Source organism: Streptomyces sp. ML-6, from assembly GCF_030116705.1.
Taxonomy (GTDB): domain Bacteria; phylum Actinomycetota; class Actinomycetes; order Streptomycetales; family Streptomycetaceae; genus Streptomyces.
The window spans coordinates 5,360,460-5,380,706 of sequence record NZ_JAOTIK010000001.1 but is presented as its reverse complement, the minus strand read 5'-3'; the positions used below and the strand labels follow the sequence as shown (position 1 = coordinate 5,380,706).

Below are 20,247 nucleotides of genomic sequence, written 5' to 3'. Positions count from 1 at the left end.
GTTGTCTTCAGTACGTACCCGAGTGACGCGTGCGTACCAGGTGGCGTCCATCCTGCCGCAGGGCGGGCCCCGACGGAGCACTGAGGCCCTGAGCGGACTTTTGGTGTCTACGCTGGATGGTGATGTCGGGCAGTCGCCGCCGGTTCGAGCCGGCGGCCCTACGAGCCGAGGAAACCCGTGAGTGACACCCCATTCGGATTCGGCCTTCCGCCGGAGGAGCCGGAGAACGGCGACGAGGGCAAGAAGAAGGACCCCACCGGAGGTGGGCAGGGTTCGGGCGGGCCTGCGAACCCGTTCGGCTTCGGGCCCGGCGCGGGCGGTGAGAATCCGTTCGCGGCGATGTTCGGCACGATGAACCCCAACGACCTGGGCGCCGCCTTCCAGCAGCTCGGCCAGATGCTGAGCTACGAGGGCGGTCCCGTGAACTGGGACATGGCCAAGCAGATCGCCCGCCAGACGGTCTCGCAGGGCACGCCGGACGGCACCAAGGACGCCAGCGTCGGCCCGGCCGAGCGGTCCGCGGTCGACGAGGCGCTGCGCCTGGCCGACCTGTGGCTGGACGGCGTGACGTCGCTGCCCTCCGGTGCGGTCTCGACCGTGGCGTGGAGCCGGGCGGAGTGGGTCGAGGCGTCCCTGCCCGCGTGGCAGAAGCTGGTCGACCCGGTGGCCGAGCGCGTCGGTCTCGCCATGGGCGACGTGCTGCCCGAGGAGATGCAGGCGATGGCCGGCCCGCTGATCGGCATGATGCGGTCGATGGGCGGCGCGATGTTCGGCCAGCAGATCGGGCAGGCCGTCGGCGTGCTGGCCGGTGAGGTCGTCGGTTCGACCGACATCGGGCTGCCGCTGGGCCCGGCGGGCAAGGCCGCGCTCCTTCCTCTGAACGTCGAGAGGTTCGGCAAGGACCTCAGCGTCCCGCAGGACGAGGTGCGGCTGTACCTGGCCCTGCGCGAGGCCGCCCACCAGCGTCTCTTCGCCCACGTCCCGTGGCTGCGCTCGCACCTCTTCGGTGCCGTCGAGGGGTACGCGCGCGGCATCAAGGTCGACACCAGCAAGCTGGAGGACGTGGTCGGCCAGTTCGACCCGTCGCAGCCCGAGCAGCTGCAGGACGCCCTTCAGCAGGGCATGTTCCAGCCGGAGGACACGCCGGAGCAGAAGGCCGCCCTGGCCCGGCTGGAGACGGCGCTCGCGCTGGTCGAGGGCTGGGTCGACGCCGTGGTCCACGAGGCCGCGAAGTCCCGTCTGACCTCGGCGGACGCGTTGCGCGAGACGATGCGCAGGCGCCGTGCCTCCGGCGGTCCGGCCGAGCAGACGTTCGCCACGCTCATCGGTCTGCAGCTGCGCCCGCGGCGGCTGCGCGACGCCTCGCGGCTGTGGGCGTCCCTCACCGACGCACGCGGTCTCGACGGACGCGACGCCCTGTGGGAGCACCCCGACATGCTGCCGACGGCCCGGGACCTGGACGATCCGGACGGCTTCGTGCACCACGAGCAGCTGGACTTCTCCGAGCTGGACAAGATGCTCGGCGAGGCCGCGCAGGGCACGCAGAAGCCCGCCGCGGACGACGGGGACGACAGCACCGGCGGCGCCGAGGGCCGCGACGGCGGCAAGGGCGACACCGACCGGTGAGCCTGCACGACGACGCCGTGCTCGTGCTGAAGGAGTACGAGCAGCGGGCCGACCCGGCCCAGGACGAGCTGCGCCGGGGCTACCTCGATCACCTGGCGGAACACCCCGACGGCATGTGGAAGGCCTGCGGGGCGGGTCATCTGACGGCCAGCGCCCTGGTCGTCGACCCGGAGCGCGGCCGGGTGCTGCTCACCCTGCACCGCAAGCTGCGGATGTGGTTGCAGATGGGCGGCCACTGTGAGCCGCAGGACACGTCGCTGGCCGCCGCGGCTCTCCGGGAGGCGTCCGAGGAGTCCGGTGTCAGCGGCCTGACGCTGCTCGCGGGGGGCCCGGTGGCACTGGACCGCCACCCGATCCCCGCCCCCTGCCACTGGCACCTGGACGTGCAGTACGTGGCCCTGGCGCCCCCGGGTGCGACGGAGCAGATCAGCGACGAGTCGCTGGACCTGCGCTGGTTCGCGTACGACGAGGTCGCCTCGGTGGCCGACGCGTCGGTCATCAGGCTGACGGAACTGGCCCGCGCGGCGCTGGAGCGGCGGGGCTGAAAAGCCTGCACGCGGAAGCGGGTGGGGCGGTCTCCGAGGAGGCCGCCCCACCCGCTTCGGTCCGGGTGTCGTGCCGCGGATCAGTTCCAGGCGTTGTTCTGGTTCTGGCCGTGGGCTCCCTGCTGGCCCATGCCGTACTGGGCCCGGGCGCCCTGGCCGATCTGCTGGTTCTGCGGGGGCAGCACCTCGCTGGGCTGGACCAGGGCGAAGCCCTGGCCGAGGAAGTTGAGCTCCCAGCCCTCCCCGGTGTTGCCGCGTCGGCGCCACACACCGGAGGAGTGCGTCTGGGCCTGCATCTGCACCCGCAGCGAGCTGGACCAGGCGACGATGGCGTCGGCGTCGGCGTTGACGTACTTCTCCGGGGTGACCTGCATCATCAGCGGCTGGCCCGAGGTCATCAGGGCGACCTTGCCGGTGCCGGAGATGTTGAGCTGGTACTTGCCGGTGCCCGAGATGCCGTACTGGCTGTCCACCGCGATGACCTCGGTGTGCAGCGCGGAGTCCAGCGCCAGGACGTAGGCGCTGTCCACCGTGAGGCCCTCGTGATCGACGTCCACGATGTGGATGTACTGCGCGAGGTTGGCGAGGAAGACGGTGCCCTGCCCGGAGCAGCGCATCAGGTCGAGGCCCTCACCGGTGTTCGCGCGGGCACGGCGCTGGCTGTTCGTCTGGTACTCGCCGTCGAACTCCATCAGCCCCTGGTAGGCGACCATGGCGCCCTTGCGGGCGAGCACGTCGTCGTGGCCGGTCAGCGCGACCCGCAGGAGCTGCGGGTTCTGGATGGCGTACCGGTCCTGGGACTGCTGTTCCGTGTAGTTGAAAAGCGGACTCTGCATGGTGGTTCCCTCCCCCTCAGTTCCGGACCCGCAGGCGGTCGGTACTGTCCTCGCTCGGCTGCACGACGACGATGCCCTGGCCGGAGAAGGCCATCTGGTAGGCCTCACCGCTGCCCCGCCCGATGAGCGAGGACGCCTTGAAGCTGCGCTTGCCCTTCACCTTGAGGTTCGGGGACCACGCCACGAGGGCGTCCGGGTCGACGTAGGTCTCGTCCTCGCCGCGTCCGCAGTCGACGACGATCGGCGTGCCGCGCGAGGTGATGGCGACCCAGCCGGTGCCGGAGATGCAGACGTTCCACAGGCCCTGGCCCGCGAACTTGGCGAGGCCCTTGACCCGCTCCACGCCCCAGGTGAGGTGGCCGTCGAAGGCCAGGAGGTTGGTGCCGTTGACCGAGAGGGAGTCGTTGTTGAGGTTGATGACGACCACATCGGCGCCGTAGTCGGCGAGGTAGAGCAGCCCGTCGCCGGAGCACTTCATGATCGGCGCGCCCTCGCCGGTGATCCACTGGGAGGCGATCTGGCGGGCGGCGGGCGGGTTGGGCTCGTACTGGATGAAGCCCTCGTACGCGACCATCGAGCCGGTACGTGCGTAGAGGTCCTGGCCGGTGGCCATGGCGACCTTGAGCATCGTGCTGCCGTGGTTCTCCATCCGGGCCGTGACGGGGGTCGGGGCGAAGCCCGCGAGTTGCTGGTTCATGACGGGCTCCCTCAGACCTCGTAGGGCTGGACGACGATGAAGTTGCCGGGAGCGCCCCGGAACTGGAGGTTCACGGTCTCCCCGCTGTGCCCCGGGTACGCGTTGCGGCGCAGCCGGACCTGGCTGGAGATGATCACCTGGGACGCGGACGACCAGGCCACGACGGCGTTGCAGTCGGCGAAGGTGGTCGGCGTGACGGGCAGGACGACGGGGACGCCGCGGGTCTTGACGACGATCGTGCCGGTGCCCTGGAACTGCATGGTGAACAGGGCCCCGCCGGGGATTCCGTGGCCCTCGATCCTGCGGACCTCGTACTGCAGGGTCTCGTCGAAGGCGAGGACGTTCTCCGCCGAGACGCAGATGCCGTCGCCCTGGAGCTCGATGGCGTGCAGGTGGGAACCGTCCTCCGCGAGGAAGAGCTGTCCGCGGCCGGTGCAGCGCATCAGCTGCATCTCCTGGCCGGTGGAGTTGCCGACGATGCGGCCCGCGAAGCCGGCGCCCTTGTAGCTGAAGTCGACCTTGCCCTGGTACATCACCATGCTGCCCTGGCGGGCGAGCACGGGCGTGCCGCCCATGGAGAGGTCGACCCGCATGAGTTGCTGGTTCTGCGGGGTCCAGCGCTGGCCGGTGGCCGTCTCCTTGTAGGGCTGGAGCGCCGCCTGGAGCCCGGCACCGGCCTGCGGCATGCCCTGCGGTACACCCTGGGGCATGCCGGGCGGCTGCATTCCCGGCATGCCCATGGGCTGCATTCCCGGAGGCTGCTGCCCGTACGGGGCGGGAGGCTGCTGTCCGTAGGGCCCGGGGGCCTGCTGTCCGTACGGGGCTGCGGGGGCGGGCTGGCCGGGGACCTGGCCGAACTGCGGCTGCTGGGGCTGCTGCGGCTGCCCGTACGGAGCGGGGGTCGGCGCGGGCGTGGGCGGAACCGCGCCACCGGGCGGCGCCAGCGGCGCGGCCATCGTCGGCGCGGTGTGCACCTGTTGCGGCGGCGCGGGGGGTGGGGTCTGGCCGACCGGAGCCCCGAAGGACGGAGCCGGCTGGGGGGCCTGCGGGGCCGCCGGGGCGCCGAAGGACGGGGCGGGGGCCGGCGCGGCCGTCTGGGCGGGCGGTGCGAACGACGGGGCGGCGGCCTGGGCGGGTGGTGCGAACGACGGAGCGGCGGCCTGCGGCTGGGGAGCGGCGGGCTCCTCCTCGGCGACCTCGCCGCCGAAGTTCTTCAGCAGCGCTTCGAGGCCGCCGTCGAAGCCCTGGCCGACGGCGGCGAAGCGCCAGACGTCCTTCAGGTAGAAGTCGCCCAGCATCACCGCGCGCTCGGTGCTGAACTCCGAGCCGTTGAAGGCGTACCTGACGACCTCCTCGCCACCCGCGACGACCCGGATGTACCCGGGGCCGATCTGGGACATCTGCCCGGCCCCGTCGATCGTCGCGGTGAACGACAGCTTGTGGATGTGCGCCGGAATGCGGTCCAGGGTGACGCGGAACGACTCGGTGTCGCCTGCCTGGGCACCGAGGAGCTGAATGGACTCCTCGGGCGATTTAGGCTGATTGAAGAAGATGAAATACCGGTCGTCGGAGAGTCGCTCCTCGGCGTCGAGACCGAAGCAACTGATGTCGAAGGTCAGTCCCGACCCGGCGATCTGCACGCCTACGTACAGGTCTGTCCCCGGCGTGAGATCGCTGATCTTGGCCTTGTGGCCGCGTTGGAATTCCCTGGCCATGCGTAACGACCGTCCCCCATCCCGAATGTGAATGCGTCGCGCCAGGCTAACCGCAAACTCCGACACCGGGCTAAGCCGGTACACACCTGGTACGGAATCGCCGCATGTCACTCACCGCGTGCGGCCGGCAACTGCGGCAGCCGGTCGGCCGCCACCACGCCCTCCAGGTAACCGCGCGCCCGCTCGGTGCGGGGGTACGCCTCCAGCAGCCGCCAGAAGCGGGGCCCGTGGCCGGGAACGAGCAGGTGGGCCAGCTCATGGACCAGCACGTAGTCCACGACGTACTCGGGCATGCCCTGCAACCGGTGCGACAGGCGGATGCTGCCCTCCGCCGGGGTGCAGGACCCCCATCGGGTGTTCTGGTTGGTCACCCAACGCACCGACGCCGGTCTGGCCCGGCCCTCGAAGTACTGGGCGGACAGCCGCTCGGCGCGCTCGGCCAGCTCGCCGTCGCCGAGGACGCGTCTGCTCTCCTGCGCCGCGAGCCGGTCGAGCATCACCCCGACCCAGCGCTGCTCCTCGGCCTCCGACATCCGGGCCGGAATGAGCACGATGGTGCGGTCGCCCTCGCGGTACGCGGAGACCGTTCTGCTGCGACGGCTGCTCCTGCGGACCTCGACCGCACTCGTCGCCGAGGCACGGGGCGGACGGTCCAAGGCGTCGCGCCGCCGGGTTCCGGCGCCGCTCACGGAGGTCTCCCCGGCGATTCCGGGTGACGGGTCGGCGGGCACGCGACGACGTTACCCGGTATCGGTGGGGGAAGTCCCGCCTCCGGAACGGTTCGTGTCCGATCCACACCCCAGCACGCACCATTTGAATGACTAATACCCCCCACCTGTGGATAACTTTCTGCGCGCTTCGGCGCCGGGCCGCATTCTGACCAACGGATCTCGCGAAGATCCGGGCCGCGGCCCACGCACAGAGATCGAGGAACACAGACCGGGGGTAGTCGTGCATCCAATGTTGAAACCCGCACTGCGCCGCGCGTGGCGCGGCCGGGGCACCGTGCAATTCGGAGTGACCCCTGCTCATGCGGTGAAGTTCGGCCCGCTGGATATCGCCACGGGCAGTTTTCTGGAACTGCTCGACGGGACGCGTGGTCTTCCGCTGCTGCACGAGGAGGCCCGGACGCTGGACCTGTCGGAGCATCAGGTGGACGTGCTGGTGAACCGCTTGGCGAGCGCCGGACTGATCGACGACGTACGGGCCGCCGGCCCGGAGACCGAGGCGTTGCGGAACCGGCCCGGTGCGTTGGAGCGGCACCGCCCCGACCTGGCGTCGCTCTCCGTCGTCCATCCCGAACCGGGCGGCGGGATGCGACGGATGGCGGCCCGTCGGGGGATGCGGGTCCAGGTACGGGGTGCGGGCCGGGTCGGGGCCGCGATCGCGGCGGTGCTGTCGGGGGCCGGGGTGGGCCGGGTGGAGGTTCTGGACGGTGGGCACACGGAGCCGTGGGACGTCTCGCCCGGCGGGCTTCCTCCGACGTCCGTCGGTGAGCGCAGGGACACCGCGGCCCGGCAGTTGGTGCGCAGATCCGCCATCGGGGCGACGCCCCGGACGGCGGAGTCGGCTGGTTCCCCGTCGGGTGGTGAGCCGGGGCTTTCGCTGATCGTGGTCGCCCCGCGCGACGGCCTCGCGGTGTACGCCCCCGACCCGCGTCCGGCCGAACCGTGGATCGCGTCGGGTACTCCTCATCTCTACGCGGGGGTGATGGAGGCGACGGGGGTGGTGGGGCCGCTGGTCCTGCCCGGAGGCACCGCCTGCGCGGGGTGCCTGGAGCTGAACCGTGCGGACGGGGACGAGCAGTGGCCCAGGATGCTGTCCCAGTGGCGGTCCGGGCGGCGGGCCGCCGTGCAGGCCTGTGACCTGGGGCTGGCGACGGCGGTGGCCGGGTTGGCGGCCGCCCACGCGTTGTCCTTCCTGGACGGGGAGTTGCCCGCGAGCACCGGGTCGCGCTGGGAGGCGGCGCTGCCGTTGCTGGACTGGCGGTCCGAGCAGATCGGAGCGCATCTCGACTGTTCCTGTGGAGCGGCCGGGCACATTGGGAGGGAGTGCTCCTCCGGGGCCGGAACCACGCACGACACAATGGCCGGGTAACCGCCGCGCCCGGCACGGCAGTCTGGGATTTGGAGGGGCTCATGTCTGATCTTCCCCGGAAAGCGGTCACCCGTACCGCCAAATTGGCCGCCCTGCCCTTGGGGTTCGCCGGTCGCGCCACATGGGGCCTGGGCAAGCGGATCGGCGGGAAGTCCGCGGAGTTGGTCGCCCGGGAGGTCCAGCAGCGCACCGCGGACCAGTTGTTCAAGGTCCTGGGCGAGCTGAAGGGCGGGGCGATGAAGCTGGGGCAGGCCCTGTCCGTCTTCGAGTCGGCGCTGCCCGAGGAGGTCGCCGGTCCGTACCGGGCGGCGCTCACCAAACTCCAGGAAGCCGCACCTCCCATGCCCAGTGCCACCGTCCACGCGGTGCTGGAGGAGCGGCTCGGCGAGAACTGGCGGGAGTTGTTCCTCGAATTCGCGGACACACCGTCGGCGGCCGCCTCGATCGGTCAGGTGCACCGGGCGGTGTGGCACGACGGGCGGGACGTCGCGGTGAAGGTGCAGTACCCGGGTGCCGGGGAGGCCCTGCTCTCGGATCTGACCCAGCTCAGCAGATTCGCCCGGGTGCTCGGCCCGTTGATCCCGGGCATGGACATCAAGCCGCTCATCACGGAGCTGCGCGACCGGGTCTCGGAGGAACTGGACTACGAACAGGAGGCACGGTCGCAGCAGGAGCACGCCGAGGAGTTCGCCGACGATCCCGATGTCGTGATCCCCGGCGTGGTGTACCACTCCGACCAGGTGCTGGTGACGGAGTGGATGGACGGTGTTCCGCTGGCCGACGTGATCACGGGGGGCACCCCGGAGCAGCGGGACCGGGCCGGTCAGTTGCTCGCGCGGTTCCTCTTCTCGGGGCCCGCCCGCACCGGTCTGCTGCACGCCGATCCGCATCCGGGCAATTTCCGGCTGCTTCCCCCGGACGAGGGAGCGGGCGAGGAGGACGGCGAGGAGAGCGGGTGGCGGCTCGGGGTGCTGGACTTCGGAACGGTGGACCGGCTGCCGGGTGGTCTGCCGCAGCCGATCGGCGACTCCTTGCGACTGGCGCTGGAGGGTGAGGCGGCGGCGGTCTACGAGCTGTTGTGCGAGGAGGGGTTCGTCAAGGAGTCGGTCGACCTCGACCCGGACGCGGTGCTCGAGTATCTCCTGCCCATCATCGAACCGGCGCAGGTGGAGGAGTTCACCTTTACCCGGAGCTGGTTGCGCACCCAGGCGGCACAGATCGCCGACCTCCGCTCCCCCGCCCATCAGCTCGGCAAGCAGCTGAACCTGCCGCCCGCCTATCTCCTGATACACCGGGTGACGTTGAGCACGATCGGGGTGCTGTGCCAGTTGGGGGCGACGGTACGGCTGCGCGACGAGCTCGAAGCCTGGCTGCCGGGCTTCCTGCCGGAGTACGAGGAGGAGGACGCGGCGCGGGAGCCGGTGGAGGACGAGCAGGAGGGTGTGACACCGGAACTGGTGGAGGACGCGCCCGCAGGGGCTTAGGCCAGGGCGACGCCACGGGTACGTTCCCGCCAGGTGCGTTCTTGGCCGGCGCGTTCCTGGTCGGCGCGTTCCCGGTCGGAGCGTTCCCGCCGGGCGCGTTGTTCCCGGTAAGCGCGTTTCCAACAGGCGCGTTTCCGGCAGGCACGTTCCGGCCCGGGGCGGGGAGGACCGGGTCGGGGAGGGCCCGGGCGAGGACGGGAAGCCTCCGGCCGGAACACCGCTGGCCGGAACGCTGCGGCTCGGGGCGTCGCCGATCGGGGTGCTGCTGAGCGGGACGCCCAGGGGGTCACCACCAGGCGGAGTCGAGGCGGCTTTCGATCGCCCTGATGTGGGTGCGGGCACACTGCTCGCAGAAGTACCGGCGCCGACCGTTCTCCACGGAACAGATCCAGGTCGGCGGTGTGCTCTCACTGTCGGCGGAGGTGCGGCACAGGGCACAGACGACCGCTGCCTCGTCGCTCCGCGCGGACTGCTGAGCGGACTGCTGAATCGGGTGATGGGTCTCCTCGTCCACGTCGTGACGATAACCCCGGTGCGGTCGCGCCGCTCGGCACCACACGACGGGACAGGCACGGCGGCACCGGCATGCGGCTCGGTCGCGCTGGGACACGACCGCGGGGCCGGTCCGACCGGACCGGCCCCGCGGAAGGGGTACTGACTGGGGGTGCTGTTCGCCGCCGGGCGGAGCGGTTGCCCGGCGGCGGGTGCTGCTGTCGGCCTGGCTAGTGCATGACCGCCATGGCCAGCGCCCGGCGGGCGCGCATCGAGGCGCGCTCGGCCCTGCGCTGCATCCGACGCGCGGTGACCAGGCGCACGGCCTGGCGTTGCGTGTCGGCTTCCCTCATGCGGTCGTGCATATGAGCACGCGCCAGGGCTTCTGGGATGAGTTGCATCTCGCGGGTCCTGTTCTGACGCGAGTCGTTCGCGCCGATGATCGTGACGTTCGGTGTTGCGGAGCCGACGGGCTCATTCGTGGGGACGGACATGGGGGCCTGATTTCGGGGATCGTGGGTGTGGGGACGGTCGATGGTTCCGATGCGCTTCATGGGTTTGGGAGCCGTGGCCCCCAGGTCGGCGATCACGCCGCGACCGGGTTCTTGCGCGGACGACCACGCGGCCGCTTGCGAGCAACGACAACACCCTGGATGAAGAGCTCACCGCCCCAGACGCCCCACGGCTCACGACGCTCCTTGGCGCCCGCGAGGCAGGCCTCGACGAGCGGGCAGGTGCGGCAGAGGGACTTGGCGTACTCGACGTCGGCGGGCGACTCGGCGAAGAAGACCTCCGGGTCGTAGGAGCGGCACGGAACGGGTACGCCGAGGTTCTCGATGGCGTCGTCGAGCGCGGTGAGCGCGGTGAGGGGAAGCAAGGTGGAGTCCTCCGTGAGGCCGGGCGGGGAGATCGTGTCGGAAGGCGGTACGGACGGGGCGTGCGCTTCGAGTTGCACGGTGGGTGGTGTCCTCGTCTGTTCGTTCCGGCCTGTTGACCGGGTGGCGGCTGGTACCGGGTGTTTCTTGTCCCGAGGCCCCTTCGCGCTGTCTCGTCCGTTCGGACAAAACAAAAGGGCCGCGGATCCCGAGTGGGGTTCCGCGGCCCTGAAGGCGCCGGCCTGATGGTGGATCAGGCTGGATGACTCCAGGGTTCAGGCCCACGGAAGGCCCACATCGTGTGGTGCTTCGTCTGCTTCTTGGTGCCGAATTCCGCTCCCGCACCGACGGCGGCAAAGGCATAGGCCTGGGCCTGTCCCTTCGCTACTGCTGCTGCCGGTGCCTGGGCCGGTCGCTCATTGCGCTCCCGCACGGAGAGGCTCGCCGGGGCCGACAGGCTGACGGCAGGAATGCCGGACAGACCGGTGCCACGGAGCGAGGACTCGGAGGAGCGGGCGAGGCCGAGCGAGCAGGCGGAGACGACGGAAAGATCGGTCAGTTCGTTGGTCTTGATGATGCTGATCACTTCAATCGCCTCCTCTCGGCGTCCAGGGGACCGGCGAACCGGTCCTGCGTATTCGGATAAGTACAGCACAGAACCAGGACTTCAGAGAAGCCGCTGTTTCCGTGGTTAAGAACCTATGGTGATGACTGGGGCGCGCGCAAACTATTTTTCCGACGAGTTTTCCTCAGGTCTCGTCGCCGGCTTCCCCGAGCACTTCATCCACCGTCCCACCTGCACAGATGGCCAGGACCGCGGTCCCGAACCGGTCCAACTTCCGCACACCGACGCCGGAGATCCCGGCCAGCTCGCCCTCGCTGCCGGGCACGGCCTCGGCGATCGCCATCAGGGTCTTGTCGGTGAACACGCAGTACGCGGGCTGGCCGATCTCCCTCGCCCTGACCGCCCGCCAGTCGCGCAGCCGCTCGTACAGCGCCTCGTCCATGTCGGAGGGGCAGTCGTCGCAGCGCATCAGCTTCATCTCGCCCGCGTCGGTGAGGGTCCTGCCGCAGACCCGGCACCGGGCGGGGCCGCGTCGGCCGCGTCTGGCGACCGGCCCCTGCCCCTGGCCTTGATGGCCCCTTTCGATCCCGCCGGTGGAGGCCGCCGCCCCGTGTCGCGCGCCGAGGGCCGCCGAGCCGGGGCGCAGCCCGTTCAGGAAGCGGCTGGGGCGTCGTCCGGCGCGGCCGCCGGGCGAGCGGGAGAGCGACCAGGACAGCATGAGGTGCAGTCGGGCCCGGGTGACACCGACGTACAGCAGTCGGCGCTCCTCCTCGACCTGTTCGTCGGTCTTGGCGTAGGCGATCGGCATCATGCCCTCGGTCAGCCCGACCAGGAACACGGCGTCCCACTCCAGGCCCTTCGCGGAGTGCAGCGAGGCGAGCGTGACCCCCTGGACCGTGGGGGCGTGCTGGGCGGCGGCCCGTTCGTCGAGCTCCGCCACCAGGTCGGAGAGCGTGGCGCCCGGCTTGGCCCGTTCGAAGTCCTCGGCGAGCCGGACCAGGGCGGCCAGGGACTCCCAGCGGTCCCGCACCGCGCCGGAGCCCGCGGGCGGGTCCGGTGTCCAGCCCTTGGTGGAGAGCACCGCGCGCACTTCCGCGGGCAGCCCCTCCGCGTCGTCGAGCAGGGAGTCGTTGCTCCCCGCACGGGCCGCGCCGCGCAGGGCGACGCCCGCCTCCCGCACCTCCACCCGTTCGAAGAAGCGCTCCGCGCCCCGCAGCTGGTACGGCACGCCCGCGTCGGCCAGGGCCTGCTCGTAGACCTCGGACTGGGAGTTGACCCGGTAGAGCACGGCGATCTCACCGGCCGGGACGCCCGCCGCGATCAGGTCGCGGATGCGGCGGGCGGTGCCCTCGGCCTCCGCGGGCTCGTCGGCGTACTCCGTGTAGGCGGGCTCGGGGCCGGGGTCGCGCTGCGAGATCAGTTCGAGCCGGTGTTCCGCGGCGCGGCCCCGGGCCTGGCCGAGCAGTCCGTTGGCCAGGTGGACGACCTGGGGTGTGGAGCGGTAGTCCCGGACGAGTTTGACGACCGTCGCGCCGGGGTGGCGGGTGCGGAAGTTCAGCAGGTGGTCGGGGGTGGCTCCGGTGAAGGAGTAGATCGTCTGACTGGCGTCACCGACGACGCAGAGGTTGTCCCGGTCGCCGAGCCAGAGGTCGAGCAGCCGTTGCTGGAGCGGGCTGACGTCCTGGTACTCGTCGACGACGAAGTGCTGGTACTGGCGGCGGACGTGGTCGGCGATGTCGTGCCGGTCCTGGAGGATGGCGACGGTGAGCAGCAGCACGTCCTCGAAGTCGATCACCGAGCGGTCGCGCTTCAGCTGTTCGTACGTCGCGTAGATCTGGGAGATCTCGGCCGGGTCCCTGGGGGCGTCGCGCTGGGCCTTGGCGACCGCGGCCGGGTAGTCGGCGGGGACGGTCTGGGTGACCTTGGACCACTCGATCTCGCTGGTGACGTCCCGCAGCTCGTTGCGGTCGAGGCGGATGCGGCAGCGGGCCGCGGCCTCGGCGACGAGCTGGACCTTGCGCTCCAGCAGTCGGGGCAGGTCGCCCCCGACGGCCTTCGGCCAGAAGTACTGGAGCTGGCGCAGGGCGGCGGAGTGGAACGTCCGTGCCTGCACCCCGCCCGCGCCGAGCTGGCGCAGCCGTCCCCGCATCTCGCCGGCGGCCCGGTTGGTGAACGTGACGGCGAGCACGCTCGCCGGCTGAAGTATCCCCGCGCGCACCCCGTAGGCGATGCGATGGGTGATCGCACGCGTCTTGCCCGTACCGGCTCCGGCCAGCACACACACCGGGCCGCGCAGGGCCGTGGCGACCTCGCGCTGCTCGGGGTCCAGGCCGTCGAGCACGGCGTCGGCCGACTCGGGGACCTGCGGGAAGAGGAGGGAATGCGTTGCTGCTGTCACCCCGCCATGCTGCCAGGTCGCAGGAGCCGGACGCGGAGGTTGTCCACAGGGGGCCGCATTCGTCGTACCGGTCCCGTCTCCAGTCGTCCTCCAGTCGTCCTGACCAGTGCTGACCGGTGCTGACCGGCGCGGGGCGGTGCTCGTGCCGGGCGAGAGCGCGGCAGTACGCAGTACTCGGTACGGCGGTACTCGGTACGGCGGTACTCGGTACGGCGGTACTCGGTACGGCAGCACAGCGGCACTGCGGTACGACGGGACGGGGGCGGGAATGGTGGTCGGCTCGCGTACGTTCCCCTTCCGGGCGGTGCCGCGTTCCGCGGTGGCGCGCTTCCCGGCTTCTCCGCACGACGGATGAGGCTGCGAAGAGAACGAGACCGAGTCCGAGACCGAGACCAAGTCCGAGAAGACGGACGAGCCAGAGGAGCACGAAGACATGCCGGGCACTGTGACGATGTACAGCACCACGTGGTGCGGCTACTGCCGTCGGCTCAAGAGCCAGATGGACCGTGAGGGCATCGCGTACAACGAGATCAACATCGAGCAGGACCCGGAGTCCGCGGCCTTCGTCGAGAAGGCCAACGGGGGCAACCAGACCGTTCCCACCCTCCTGGTGGTCGGTTCCACGGGTGCCGAGGCCGTCATGACGAACCCGTCCCTGGCGCAGGTGAAGCAGGCGCTCGCCGCCTGATCCCGCGGCTCCTGCGGTCCCGCCGTTCCCGTGGCCGGAGGGACACCCCTTCGGCCACGGAGAGGGCGGCGTTCCCGTACGCGTCCGGGGAGCGCCTGCCCGGGGCGGACCCGGCCCGGGCCCGCCAGGTGTCAGCCGATGCTGCCCGGCTTCGGAAGCGGCTTGCCGTACCAGAGCTCGATCAGCCGCGCCGCGATCGAGATGCCGTACGGGGGCAGGATCTCGCCCGATTCGAAGGCTGCGGTCAGGTCCTCGCGGGAGAACCAGCGGGCCTCCTCGATCTCCTCGCCGTCCACGTTGATCTCGGAGGAGGTGGCGCGGGCCATGAAGCCGAGCATCAGGCTGGAGGGGAACGGCCAGGGCTGGCTGGCGACGTACTCGACCTCGCCGACCGTGACCCCCGCCTCCTCGAACACCTCGCGCGCCACGGACTGCTCGATCGACTCCCCCGGCTCGACGAAGCCCGCGAGCGTCGAGAAGCGGCCCTCGGGCCAGTGCACCTGGCGGCCCAGCAGGGCGCGGTCCTTCTCGTCCGTCACCAGCATGATGACCGCCGGGTCGGTGCGCGGGTAGTGCTCGGCGCCGCAGGCCGGGCAGCGGCGGATGTGACCGGCCGCCGCGATGACCGTGCGCTCGCCGCAGCGCGAGCAGAAGCGGTGCAGGCGCTGCCAGTTCTCCAGCGCCACCGCGTGCGCCATCAGCCCCGCGTCGCGCGGGCCGAGCAGCAGACCGGCCTCGCGCAGGCCGGCCGGACGGGCGGGCTGGTCCATGCGGCCGGGCAGGGAGTCCTTCTGGAGCGCGAAGTAGCTGACCCCGTCCTCGTCGGTGCCGAGGAAGTAGCGGTGGGTCTCGGTGATCGGGGCCTCGAACGCCGGGGTCATGACGATCTCCGTGCCGCCCTCGGCCGTGTCGTCGATCAGCACCTGGCCGCCGGAGACGACGAACACGCGGGTGGTCGGGTGGCTCCACGCGGCGGCCAGCCACGCCTCGTCGAGGCGGTGGTGCGCGGCGCGGTCGATGCCGCTGGGCGCGGTCAGACCGATGGGCCGGACCGCGGCGGCGTTGTCGAAGGTGCTCACAGGTGCTTCCTACTCCCCCGGGATGGATCGGGTGTTCAGAGGATTCAGCGGAGTGCCGCGGCCAGTTCGCCCCAGAGGTGCGCGGTCGTCTCCACGCCCTTGAACAGGAGGTCGAGCTCGACCTTCTCGTCGGGGGCGTGCCAGCCGTCGGACGGTACGGAGATGCCCAGGAAGAGGACGGGCGCGCCGAGCACGTCCTGGAGGTCGGCGGCGGGGCCCGAGCCCCCTTCCCGGGTGAAGAGGATCTTCTGGCCGAAGGCCCGTCCCATGGCGCGGGCCACGGCCTGCAGGGCGGGGTGGTCCAGCGGGGTCAGACAGGGGCGGGTGGCCGGGGCGAAGGAGATCCGGTGCCGGACACCGGCCGGGACCTGGGTCCCGGCCCAGGCCCGGACCACCTGCTGGACGTGGTCGGGGTCCTGGCCCGCGACCAGCCGGAAGCTGATCTTCACCAGGGCGGAGGACGGGATGATCGTCTTGCTGCCGGCGCCCTGGTAGCCGCCCCCGATGCCGTTGACCTCGGCGGTGGGGCGGGCCCAGACGCGTTCCAGCGTGGAGTAGCCGGCCTCGCCCGACGCGGCGCGGGACCTGGCGGTGCGCAGCCAGGTGTCCTCGTCGAAGGGCAGCTCGGCGAAGAGCGCGCGCTCGGTGTCGGTGAGTTCGGTGACGCCGTCGTAGAACCCGGGGATCGCGACCCGGCCGTCCGCGTCGTGCAGTGCGGCGACGAGCCGGGCGACGGCGGTGGCCGGGTTGGGGACCGCGCCGCCGAACGAGCCGGAGTGGATGTCCTGTTCGGGGCCGTACAGCTCGATCTCGCACTCGGCGAGGCCGCGCATGCCGGTGCAGACCGTGGGAGTCGTCTCGTTCCACATGCCGGTGTCGGAGACGATCACGGCGTCGGCGGCGAGCCGGGCGGCCCGCTCCTCGACCAGGGCACGGAAGTTCGGGGAACCGGACTCCTCCTCGCCCTCGATCAGGAGCTTGAGGTGGACGGCGGGGGAGGTGCGGCCGGTGGCGGCGAGGTGGGCCCGGACACCGAGGGTGTGGAAGAACACCTGCCCCTTGTCGTCGGCGGCGCCCCGCCCGTACATGCGGCCGTCGCGGATCACCGGCTCGAACGGGTCGGTGGCCCAGCCGTCCTCGCGGGCGGCGGGCTGCACGTCGTGGTGCCCGTAGACGAGGACCGTCGGGGCGTCCGGGTCGTCGGACGGCCACTCGGCGAAGACCGCGGGAGCGCCGGGCGTCTCCCAGATCTCGGTGACCGGGAAGCCGGTCTCCCCGAGCTTGGCCGACAGCCACTCGGCGCTGCGCCGTACGTCCCCGTCGTGCTCCGGCTGGGCGGATACGGACGGGATGCGCAGCCAGGCGGCGAGGTCGTCGAGGAAGGCTGTGCGATGCTGCTCGGTGTACGTACGGACGGCGCTGTCCGGGGTGTCGCTCATGGCCTTGAGCCTAGTGCCTCGTCCGGCGGGGTCCTTCCGCCCGCGGTGCCGGGGCCGGTTCGGCCGGCGGGGGCCGGTCCGGCTGTTCGTCGAGCAGGATCCGTTCCAGTTCCGCACGGCCCGGGAGGCGGGTGGGGCGGACGATCTCACCGGTGCGCACGTAGAGGAACGTGGCGAGGACGTCGGTGGGCGGCAGGCCGTGCAGCTCGGCCCAGGCCAGGCGGTAGACCGCGAGCTGGAGGGGGTCGGCGGTGTTGGTGCGGGTCGTCTTCCAATCGACGATCTCGTACGTGTTCCCGGTGCGGTACACCGCGTCGATGCGGCCCCGGACCATCCGCCCGGCCAGGGTGATCTGGAACGGCGTCTCGACGCGGTACGGGGTGCGGCGGGCGTACGGGGTGCGCTCGAACGCCTCCTTGAGCTCGGCGAGGTCGCGCTCGTCGGCGATCTCGGCCTCGTTCGCGTCGCCGCCGGGCAGCTCGTCGGGCCCGAGCATGGGCAGCGGCACCTCCTCGAAACGGGACTCCACCCAGGCGTGGAAACGGGTGCCCCGGCGGGCCGCGGGCTGCGGGGGCCGTGGCATCGGACGGGCCAGCTCCTGGGCGAAGCCGTCGGGGTCCTCGGCGAGGCGCAGCAGCTGGGTGGCGGAGAGCGACGCGGGGACGAGGACGTCGCGCACGGTGGCGCGGGCGCGCCGCAGTTCGCCGGTGAGCGCGTCGAGGTCGCGGTCCCAGGAGGCGAGGGTGCGGGACTCCTCGGGGGTGAGCCGGCGCTCCCCGGCGGGCGCGGGGCGCTCCTCCTCGGGGGCTCGGGCGGCGGGAATGCGGGGCCCAGCGGGACGGGCGGGCCCGGTGGTGCTGTTGGGGTCGGAGGTACTTCCGGTGCCAGGGACGTCGGCGGGCTCGCTGCCCCCGGCGGCGGTGGTGGCGGGGCCGGGGACGGGGTGCGCCTCGTCGTCGGGGAACGGGGCCTCGTCGTACGGGTCCTCGGGGAAGGGGTCGTCGTACGGGGGCTCCTCGTACGGGTCGTCGAGGAACAGGTCGTCAGGAAACGGGGCCTCGTCATCGTCAGGAAACGGGCCGTCATCGTACGGACCGTTGTGGGGGGACGGGCCGTTGTGGGGGGACGGGCCGTTGTGGGGGGACGGGGCGTCCTCCGTCGTGGCCAGGGTCTCCAGGTGTGCCAGCACCGCGTCGGCGGCAGCGCGGCGGCGGGCCAGCGCGAGGTCGTCGAGGGGGAGCGGCCATGCCTGCTCGGCGGTCCGCTCCGCGAGCGCCGGGTTCTCCTCGTCCTCGGCCGGTTCGTCGGCCCAGACCTCGATCTCGCCGTACCCGGCCGCGCAGTGCTCGTACAGCGCGTGCAGGAAGCCGGACGGGCCGCGCGGCTTCTTCTGGGACGGGCCCCACCAGTGGCCGGAGCCGAGCAGCAGGGTGCGGGGCCTGGTGAAGGTGACGTATCCCAGGCGGAGCTCCTCGGTGTACTGGTGCTCCTTCATCTCCTCCTTGAAGCCCTTGAGGCCCTTGGCGTCCCAGGAGCGGAGGTCGGGGAGGGTGGCCCGGTCCCCGCGCAGGGCGTGCGGGAGGACCTTGGCCTGGGTGGTCCAGGCGTCGCGGGACTGGCCGCTGGGGAACTGGCCGGTGACCAGTCCGGGCACGGCGACGACGTCCCACTCCAGCCCCTTGGACTTGTGGGCGGTGAGGACCTTGACGGTGTTCTCGCCGCCGGGCAGGGCGTTGTCCAGGCCCTTCTCGTACTGGACGGCGGTGCGCAGGAAGCCGAGGAAGGCGAGGAGGGTGGCGTCGCCCTCGACGGCGGAGAAGCGGGCCGCGACGTCGAGGAAGTTGCCGAGGGTCTCGCGGCGGCGGGCGGCCAGGGCCTGCGGCGACGCGGAGAGCTCGACCTCCAGGCCGGTGGTGGCGAGGACCCGGTGCAGCACGTCCATCAGGGGGTCGGCCAGCGAGCGGCGCAGGTCGCGCAGTTCGGCGGCGAGGCGGGCGAAGCGGACCCGGGCGTCGGCGGAGAACGGAAGCCCGTCGTCCTCCTCCCCGCCGGATTCGAGGAAGGTGTCCAGCGCGTCGGCGAGCGAGATCACCTCGGCCGGGTCGATGCCCTCGACGGCCTCGGCGAGCCGGCGGTCGGGGTCGAAGTCCTCGTCGTCACCGTGGGCCGCGCGGTGGACGAGGAGCCGGGCCCGGCGGCCGAGCAGGGCCAGGTCGCGGGGGCCGATGCGCCAGCGGGGGCCGGTGAGCAGCCGGACCAGGGAGGCGTTGGCGCCGGGGTCCTGGAGGACCTCGCAGACCGCGACGAGGTCGGCGACCTCGGGAAGGTGCAGCAGCCCGGACAGGCCGACGACCTCGACCGGGACCTCGCGGGCCACGAGCGCGGCCTGGATCTCCGGGAAGTCGCCCGCCGTCCGGCACAGGACGGCGATCTCGCCGGGCTCCTTGCCGGTCCTCACCAAATGGGCGATCGATTCGGCGAGCCAGTCGATCTCCTCGGCGTGGGTACGGAGCAGGGCGCAGCGGACGATGCCGTCGCGTTCGGCGCCCGGGGCGGGGCGCAGCGCCTCGACCCCCTCGTGCATGGCGCGCAGCGGGGCGGCGAGGCCGTTGGCGAGATGGAGGAGGCGACCGCCGCTGCGGCGGTTCTCGCTGAGGGAGTAGCGGGTGGCGGGGGTGCCGTCGGCGTGCGGGAAGTGGAGCGGGAAGTCGTCGAGGTTGGCGACGGAGGCGCCGCGCCAGCCGTAGATCGCCTGGCAGGGGTCGCCGACGGCGGTGACCGCATGGCCGGTCGCGACCGTCCCGTCCGGCGCATCGGTGCCGTTCCCGGGGCCGCGGCCGAAGAGGGCGGAGAGCAGCAGCCGCTGGGCGACGGAGGTGTCCTGGTACTCGTCGAGCAGGACGACCCGGAACTCGTCGCGCAGGATCGCGCCGACCTCGGGCCGGGTGAGCGCCAGTTCGGCGGAGAGCGCGATCTGGTCGCCGAAGTCGAGGAGGTCGCGGTTCCGCTTGGCCTCGCGGTAGCGGCGGGTCAGCTGGAGCAGTTCGCGACGGGCCTCGGTGGTCTCGGGGACCTTGCGCAGTTCGGCGTTGGTGAGCCGGGCCGATTCGAGCGTGTGCAGGAGGTCGGTGTCGTGTTCCGCGAGCTGTTCGGGCCGTACGAGGTGCTCGGCGAGCTCGGCGTCCAGGGCCAGCAGATCACTGACCAGGGTGGGGAACGACCTGGTCAGGGCCGGGTAGGGGCCGGGGGCCTCGCGCAGCACACGGGCGGCGAGCTGGTAGCGGGTGGCGTCGGCGAGGAGGCGGGTGGTGGGTTCGAGCCCGATGCGCAGCCCGTGCTCGGTGAGGAGCCGGCCGGCGAAGGCGTGGTACGTGGAGATGCTGGGCTCGCCCGGGGGGTCGTCCGGATCGATCGCGTCCGGATCGGTGACCCCGGCCGCGATCAGGGCCTTGCGGACGCGCTCGGCGAGCTCGCCGGCCGCCTTGTTGGTGAAGGTGAGCCCGAGGACCTGCTCGGGTGCCACCTGGCCGGTCCCCACCAGCCACACCACCCGGGCCGCCATCACCGTGGTCTTCCCGGACCCGGCCCCGGCCACGATCACCTGCGGCGCGGGCGGTGCGGTGATGCAGGCCATCTGCTCGGGGGTGAACGGAATCCCGAGGAGCTCCTTGAGCTGCTCGGGATCGGTGATGCGTGAGGACACCCCAGGAG

Annotated in this window: 17 protein-coding genes; 5 read left to right on the top strand and 12 right to left on the bottom strand. The window is 71.8% G+C overall.

The genetic code is table 11. The annotated features are described in order from the left end of the window. Nucleotides 1-177: 177 nt before the first annotated feature. A complete protein-coding gene (locus tag OCT49_RS23950; protein WP_283853893.1) occupies nucleotides 178-1,626 on the top strand; it encodes a zinc-dependent metalloprotease in 1,449 nt (482 codons plus the stop codon). Continuing rightward, on the top strand, nucleotides 1,623-2,171 hold the full coding sequence (locus tag OCT49_RS23945) for an NUDIX hydrolase (RefSeq protein WP_283853892.1): 549 nt from the start codon (nucleotides 1,623-1,625) through the stop codon (nucleotides 2,169-2,171). The genes OCT49_RS23950 and OCT49_RS23945 overlap by 4 nt, the downstream gene beginning before the upstream one ends. A gap of 80 nt (nucleotides 2,172-2,251) precedes the next feature. On the opposite strand, the gene OCT49_RS23940 is transcribed toward OCT49_RS23945, so the two are convergent. From OCT49_RS23940 to OCT49_RS23925, 4 genes are all read right to left on the bottom strand, one after another. Next, entirely contained in the window at nucleotides 2,252-3,007 is a 756-nt protein-coding gene (locus OCT49_RS23940; RefSeq protein WP_283853891.1) for an AIM24 family protein, read from the bottom strand. A 16-nt stretch (nucleotides 3,008-3,023) separates the two neighbouring features. Then, nucleotides 3,024-3,704, bottom strand: coding sequence for an AIM24 family protein (locus OCT49_RS23935; protein WP_283853890.1), 681 nt, complete (start codon nucleotides 3,702-3,704; stop codon nucleotides 3,024-3,026). Nucleotides 3,705-3,715: 11 nt separating this feature from the next. Continuing rightward, complete coding sequence (locus OCT49_RS23930; protein ID WP_283853889.1) at nucleotides 3,716-5,419, bottom strand: TerD family protein; 1,704 nt, start codon at nucleotides 5,417-5,419, stop codon at nucleotides 3,716-3,718. 107 nt (nucleotides 5,420-5,526) lie between these two features. Further along, nucleotides 5,527-6,150: a M48 metallopeptidase family protein gene (locus tag OCT49_RS23925; RefSeq protein ID WP_283853888.1), complete on the bottom strand. Its 624-nt coding sequence runs from the start codon at nucleotides 6,148-6,150 to the stop codon at nucleotides 5,527-5,529. Between the two features lie 220 nt (nucleotides 6,151-6,370). Here OCT49_RS23925 and OCT49_RS23920 point away from each other — a divergent pair, with 220 nt between their 5' ends. Beyond that, a complete protein-coding gene (locus OCT49_RS23920) occupies nucleotides 6,371-7,516 on the top strand; it encodes a ThiF family adenylyltransferase (RefSeq protein WP_283853887.1) in 1,146 nt (381 codons plus the stop codon). 41 nt (nucleotides 7,517-7,557) lie between these two features. After that, the gene (locus OCT49_RS23915; protein ID WP_283853886.1) at nucleotides 7,558-9,000 is read left to right on the top strand and encodes an ABC1 kinase family protein; all 1,443 of its coding nucleotides are present in this window, start codon (nucleotides 7,558-7,560) and stop codon (nucleotides 8,998-9,000) included. Nucleotides 9,001-9,286: 286 nt separating this feature from the next. Here OCT49_RS23915 and OCT49_RS23910 read toward each other — a convergent pair whose 3' ends face one another. From OCT49_RS23910 to OCT49_RS23890, 5 genes are all read right to left on the bottom strand, one after another. Beyond that, nucleotides 9,287-9,514 carry a hypothetical protein gene (locus OCT49_RS23910; protein ID WP_283853885.1) on the bottom strand — a complete coding sequence of 76 codons (228 nt, stop codon included), beginning with the start codon at nucleotides 9,512-9,514 and terminating at the stop codon, nucleotides 9,287-9,289. A gap of 208 nt (nucleotides 9,515-9,722) precedes the next feature. After that, complete coding sequence (locus OCT49_RS23905) at nucleotides 9,723-10,046, bottom strand: putative WhiB-interacting protein (RefSeq protein ID WP_283855918.1); 324 nt, start codon at nucleotides 10,044-10,046, stop codon at nucleotides 9,723-9,725. Between the two features lie 32 nt (nucleotides 10,047-10,078). Further along, on the bottom strand, nucleotides 10,079-10,447 hold the full coding sequence (locus OCT49_RS23900) for a WhiB family transcriptional regulator (protein ID WP_148839094.1): 369 nt from the start codon (nucleotides 10,445-10,447) through the stop codon (nucleotides 10,079-10,081). A 173-nt stretch (nucleotides 10,448-10,620) separates the two neighbouring features. Beyond that, complete coding sequence (locus OCT49_RS23895) at nucleotides 10,621-10,953, bottom strand: hypothetical protein (RefSeq protein ID WP_283853884.1); 333 nt, start codon at nucleotides 10,951-10,953, stop codon at nucleotides 10,621-10,623. 163 nt (nucleotides 10,954-11,116) lie between these two features. Continuing rightward, the gene (locus tag OCT49_RS23890; protein WP_283853883.1) at nucleotides 11,117-13,330 is read right to left on the bottom strand and encodes an ATP-dependent DNA helicase UvrD2; all 2,214 of its coding nucleotides are present in this window, start codon (nucleotides 13,328-13,330) and stop codon (nucleotides 11,117-11,119) included. Between the two features lie 433 nt (nucleotides 13,331-13,763). On the opposite strand from OCT49_RS23890, the gene OCT49_RS23885 reads away from it, so the two are divergent. Further along, nucleotides 13,764-14,018, top strand: coding sequence for a glutaredoxin domain-containing protein (locus OCT49_RS23885; protein WP_283853882.1), 255 nt, complete (start codon nucleotides 13,764-13,766; stop codon nucleotides 14,016-14,018). 131 nt (nucleotides 14,019-14,149) lie between these two features. Here OCT49_RS23885 and nudC read toward each other — a convergent pair whose 3' ends face one another. Genes nudC through OCT49_RS23870 form a run of 3 tightly spaced genes read right to left on the bottom strand, consistent with a single transcriptional unit; the run spans nucleotide 14,150 to nucleotide 20,239 of the window. Beyond that, a complete protein-coding gene (gene nudC / locus OCT49_RS23880; protein WP_283853881.1) occupies nucleotides 14,150-15,097 on the bottom strand; it encodes an NAD(+) diphosphatase in 948 nt (315 codons plus the stop codon). Between the two features lie 44 nt (nucleotides 15,098-15,141). After that, on the bottom strand, nucleotides 15,142-16,536 hold the full coding sequence (locus OCT49_RS23875) for a dipeptidase (RefSeq protein ID WP_283853880.1): 1,395 nt from the start codon (nucleotides 16,534-16,536) through the stop codon (nucleotides 15,142-15,144). Between the two features lie 10 nt (nucleotides 16,537-16,546). Further along, nucleotides 16,547-20,239, bottom strand: coding sequence for an ATP-dependent helicase (locus OCT49_RS23870; RefSeq protein WP_283853879.1), 3,693 nt, complete (start codon nucleotides 20,237-20,239; stop codon nucleotides 16,547-16,549). Nucleotides 20,240-20,247 lie beyond the last annotated feature (8 nt).